The organism is Nitrosomonas supralitoralis, assembly GCF_003011925.2.
Classification (GTDB): Bacteria; Pseudomonadota; Gammaproteobacteria; order Burkholderiales; family Nitrosomonadaceae; genus Nitrosomonas; species Nitrosomonas supralitoralis.
Genome location: NZ_PXXU01000096.1, coordinates 1 through 5,284, shown reverse-complemented (window position 1 = coordinate 5,284; position 5,284 = coordinate 1). Strand labels below are relative to the sequence as shown.

Genomic DNA, 5,284 nt, shown 5'->3' with positions numbered 1-5,284 from the left:
GGCACAGCAGCATAAAAAAAGTGATAAAACGGTGAATTTAAGATGAGCAATGAACTCATCCTTGCGTTGAGCATCCAATTAACATTGTAGAATATTAGCAAAGCATCGGGGAGGGATTGTGCAAAATAAGCGATTATCAATGTATGGTGTACGTGAAGTAATGTCTTTTGCTGCATTACTAATTGTGCTGTCTTTATTGTTTCATGTGAATTCCGTAATGGCTCATGCTACTTTAGTTAAATCTGAGCCACCGCGCAGAGCTGCCCTTTCAGCACCACCTAAACAAATACAGCTTTGGTTTAATGAAAAGATCGAGGGATCTTATGCATCAGTAATTGTAGAAGACTCAAATAAAAATTTGATTACTGAAAATATTCCAGAATTAGTGGCAAATGATCCGAAGTCTGTTGTATTAATTTTGCCTCGGATTGATCCTGGACGCTATACAGTTCAATACCGAGTTATGTCGGTAGATGGTCATGTCATTGAATCAAAGTATGATTTTAGTGTTAAAGAATAGATTTCCGTAATAAATGATAGAAGTCATTGCAACATCAGCTCGTTGGATTCAGCTTGTAGCAAATCTAACTTTACTTGGTAGTTGTGTATTTTTAACCATTACAGGTGCAGCTAATCGAGCTTATCCAGCAATATGGATTGAGCGATTGGAGCGCTTGTTTCCTTGGCTAGCTGTGAGTATCCCGCTAGGATTACTTATAATTCTAGCTACAACCATAGTACAAGTGACTGGAAATGCTAGTAGTTTATGGGGGGGTGAAGCTTGGTTAGGCTTGTTAAAAGATACGCAAGTGGGGCAGATATGGATTTTACGTTTTACAGCCGCAATATTACTTTTGTTCTTAGTTTTATACTTATGTAGAACTACGAGAACGAAGTGGCAGTATATTTCCTGTGCTGTAATTGCGACTTTACCGCTTGTTGCAAGTTCATTGGCTAGTCATACTGCAGCGGAAGAATTATCAGTCTCATCCGTCATTCCATATGTGCTTCATCTCATTCTGGCCGGTGTGTGGTTTGGAGCTTTGCCAGCTATTATTTTTCTAGCTCTTGATCAACGAACTGAGACGAATCTAAAGTTTGGAAATTTAGAATTCAAAATATTAAAACGGTTCTCATCAATTGCATTGCCTACAATGTTATTGATTGTATTGACTGGACTAGTAGTTGCTGATCGGATATTTGATGATTTTTATGCTGCATTAGTTGCGACTACTTATGGCTGGCTGTTAAGTGCCAAAATATTTTTATTAGTCATAATCCTTTTGATTGCCGCACGTATACGTTCTTACTGGCTTCCTTTATTGAATTGTAAAGATAATTCTGAGGTTTGTAGCGGTAACAGTGGAATCATGAAATGGGTACGCATTGAATTTGTTTTAGCATTGTTGTTACTATTGTTAGCCACAATCATTACCAATACAACGCCTGTTAAGCATTCACTTATTGAGAACTGGCCATTTCCATTCAGATTTTCAATTATCGCTACCTGGAATCAACCGAATGTTGCCATCCAAGTATGGACGGGTTTGGCAGTGCTGGTGCTTGCTGCAGTGGTCTTGCAACTGGGTCGATTACGTGACTGGGGAACGAATCGTTTAATTTGTATTCCATCTCTATTGTTTATAGCAGGGTGTGTAGTTACATTGCAACCTCTGGCAATCCAATCTTACCCTGAAACTTATCGAAGACCATCCGTACCTTTTGACGCGACTTCAGTAGCACATGGAGCTACTTTATTTGCTGAGCATTGTGTCGAGTGTCATGGTCCTCAGGGAATGGGGAATGGTATTAAATCACGAACCTTATCAACGAAGCTGCCGGATTTACTTATTGAGCCGCATACCACGGAACATACACCGGGAGATTTTTATAACTGGCTTACGAACGGAATAGAGAATACGGATATGCCTGGTTATGCCGAGAAACTATCAGAAGAAGATCGATGGGATCTGGTTAATTATATTCACGCATTGTCGCGTGGCTATCAGGCACGAATTTTAACACCGGAAATTGTACCCAATAAAGCACATGTGAAGCCGCCAGTTTTTTCGTACGAGGGCAATGATGGAAGTATCGGTACATTGCAGGATTTTCGTGGAAAAAAAACAGTTTTACTGGTTATGTTTTCATGGCCTCAGTCTATAGATCGTATAGAACAGTTAAAACAATTTTATAAGCAATTGGTTGAGCAAAATATTGCGGTACTCGCAGTGCCAACTAAAGATCTTGCTGCTAAAGATATGACGCAATTAGCAGCTGAGCTACCTTTCCCAGTGGTGGCTCAGAGTGCTGCTGAAATTGTAAGTAGCTATGCGCTGTCACGCAGAACGCTGAGTCATCCTGATATTATTGGTCGCGGATCAACTCCTGATCATATGGAATTTCTCATAGATAAGAACGGTTATTTGCGTGCACGTTGGATTCCATCGCTAGATCATTCAGGTTGGTCAGATATTGCTCAGATGAAGTTGCAAATAAGTTTGCTAAATCGTGAGAATATGAAAGTACCCTTGCCAGAAGATTTTGTTCGATAATCAGCTAATTCCGAGAGGGTTATATCAATTTGGTGTGTATATTTGCTATTTTGCTATTTCTAATAAATATTCAATCAATTAATAAGGTGGTGTTTTTGTAAAGATCTGTTTTTTCGAATCTGAGTTTTAATGCGCTCGGTACTTTGAACAAAGTGATGTGATTCTATCTGCTCTTATCAAAAAACTGCAAGATCAGCGACTTCCTATTATTCTTTTCAGTAAAAAACGCACATTTCTTATTTAAACTTTGTATAAATAAGCCAGATAGTCACTTGGTCAAGTGCTATAGCCAAAGAATATGAGACAGATATGTGTTTAGCTAGACAACGACAACGCACATTTTACTGGATGAAAGCTGCTTTCAGCGTATATCCGGGTCATGCAGAAGTCAGATAAAAGTTATGTTCAGTTGATACTAAGTGTGTAGCTGCTGGTTTAGGAGTTCACAGACAGTCAGTTCAAGAGATTCCAACGATTTACCTCCGGCTTTGCCGGAAGTAAATCCATACAACGGAAGTTTATTGGAGGATTTGATGTTAAGGTCTAACTGTTAATTCAGAGAGCCTTTAAGAATTTATCTGCAGCCAGAGGTAATAAGCCAATCGGAAAGTGGTCCTGCATCACGTATGATGCCATCAGATCCAAACATATAATAAACATGATTATCCGCAGAAGAAACTGCTAAGTAAGAATCTGTTGTAGAATAATAACGATATGTATATGGTGGAAAAGGCAATAAACTTACATTTCCAGCAGGCGCAAAGAACTGCGAATAATTAGATTCCACCCAATTGAATAAACATAATATTGGTTCAATTGTTCCTTGGCTTGAAACATTGATGGTGCCCCTCATAATTGGATGAAATCGGCAAAAATATGTGTAAGTTCCTGGATTGTTAAACGTAAAATTAAATGATTCTCCAGAATTCAAGTCGCTGCTCCATAAATTAGCATCCTGCGTTGTACTATGGATTACCCCATCCTGATTGATCCAATTTACGGAATCCCCTACGTTGAGCGTAATTGTATTAGGAATGAACGTAAAATTTTGAATATTTACACCAACTGCAGCAGCTGTGGCAGAAGATACGAATGAAATACTAATTAACCATAGAAGTATTAGGCGAGACATAAAACCTCCGATAGTGATATAGACTGATAAGCTTTCAACACTACACCACATATATGCGGTAGTCTATCTATTTAAAATATAGATAAAAAATATAATATTAATAACCACGATTTCGTATCAATAATCGGATATATTTCCGATAATACGGAATTATTGGTGCGTTCGAGTTTATGTTAACGATCTCGATAATGCTCCTGATCTAATCTAATGTGTTACTGGATGGGGTTCTAATGCTACCTCTATTGTTAAGTAATATTAGTCCATGAAAAATTTACTAACAAAATACTATTCATGGTTAAGTCATTGTCTAGTTTATCTCATTTTTTTTGCCACATTGCAGAGTAATCAGACACTGGCACAGGATGTCATAAAGCAGACCGAATTTCTTCAGTCTGATCGTCCAGAAGCATGGGCGATGAGTTATGTCACGTCCATCACTCTCTTTTCCGGACTCAGCGTGCCGCACAGTAGGGTACCTGGCTCAGTCGAGGGCGGGATCGAATTGGGCTGGGTTCCCCAACTCAATTCAGAACAGCGACAAATTGGTTTCAATGGCACGAAGGAAGAGGATCTGAACAAAGCTCCGATTTTTGGCCGGCCACGCGTGACCATCGGGCTGCCGTGGAAGTTTGCGTTGACGCTATCCTATGTGCCGCCCATTACAATTTTTGGGATTAAGCCGAATCTTTTTGCATTCGCATTAGAGCGTCCCCTGCTTGAGCGTGATTTCTGGACTGTTGGTGTGCGAATGTACGGGCAGATTGGTAATGTAGAGGGTGCATTTACCTGCCCAAGTGATGTGGCAAAGTTTCCTCCGGGTTCCTCGGAGAATCTTTATGGCTGCGAACAAAAATCGGCAGATAAGTCGAGCCAACGTTTTGCAGGACTCGAGTTTAGCGGCGCCTATCGTATCGAGCAGTTAAGAGGATTAACTCCTTATATTGCCGTATCGGGAAACTTTTTAGATACTGAGGTTCAGGTCAATGCACAGACTTTCGGTATCCGTGATCAGACCCGCTTAGTGGCAGAAACCTGGACGTTCGCAGCCAGCGCCGGTTTTGCCTTCCCTTTGACCGACAAGCTTAAGTTTAGTGTGGGGGTTTTCTACAGTCCACTATGGGTGACGCGCCCTCCGGCAACTTCTAGTCAGAATGATGGTCTTTTTAATGTCCGTTCACTACTTACGTATCAATTCAATTAGGCATGAACCAGAGTTTATGCAGGCACACAGTCCTGCATATTATTAAGGTATGTTGACCAGATTTTCACCGCTACATACTGAAGACTACTGCACAACTTCCCCGTCAGGGCGATAATCGAATAAAATAGTGACAAGTAAAAGACAGTTGGAGCAAGAGATGCAGATGAGTTTTTGGACGCTGGAATTGGCACAGCGATTGAGACGAGACAGTGTGCTGATGAAGAGTGATGTCCTGATTGACTGGGAGGAGTTAGGTTCGAAGCTTACAGGTTTATACAAGCGCGAGTTATCGCAGGGTGGAGGACAGGAAACGTTTGATAGGTTGATGATGTTCAAAGCGATTCTGCTGGGACAGTGGTATAGTTTGTCGGATGCTGCGTTGGAGCAAGGTAATCC

At 40.6% G+C, this 5,284-nt stretch carries 5 protein-coding genes; 4 read left to right on the top strand and 1 reads right to left on the bottom strand.

Annotation, left to right across the window (positions count from 1 at the left end):
- Positions 1-118: 118 nt before the first annotated feature.
- Together C7H79_RS16220 and C7H79_RS16215 are read left to right on the top strand one after the other, a co-directional pair.
- Positions 119-520, top strand: coding sequence for a copper resistance CopC family protein (locus C7H79_RS16220; protein WP_106708291.1), 402 nt, complete (start codon positions 119-121; stop codon positions 518-520).
- A gap of 13 nt (positions 521-533) precedes the next feature.
- Positions 534-2,555 carry a CopD family protein gene (locus C7H79_RS16215; protein WP_106708290.1) on the top strand — a complete coding sequence of 674 codons (2,022 nt, stop codon included), beginning with the start codon at positions 534-536 and terminating at the stop codon, positions 2,553-2,555.
- Positions 2,556-3,129: 574 nt separating this feature from the next.
- On the opposite strand, the gene C7H79_RS16210 is transcribed toward C7H79_RS16215, so the two are convergent.
- A complete protein-coding gene (locus tag C7H79_RS16210) occupies positions 3,130-3,687 on the bottom strand; it encodes a plastocyanin/azurin family copper-binding protein (protein ID WP_172592488.1) in 558 nt (185 codons plus the stop codon).
- Positions 3,688-3,949: 262 nt separating this feature from the next.
- Between C7H79_RS16210 and C7H79_RS16205 the strand changes: the two genes are divergently transcribed.
- On the top strand, positions 3,950-4,888 hold the full coding sequence (locus C7H79_RS16205; RefSeq protein WP_106708288.1) for a hypothetical protein: 939 nt from the start codon (positions 3,950-3,952) through the stop codon (positions 4,886-4,888).
- Positions 4,889-5,045: 157 nt separating this feature from the next.
- The coding region (locus C7H79_RS16200; protein WP_147383648.1) for a transposase at positions 5,046-5,284 on the top strand (239 nt) is incomplete at its 3' end.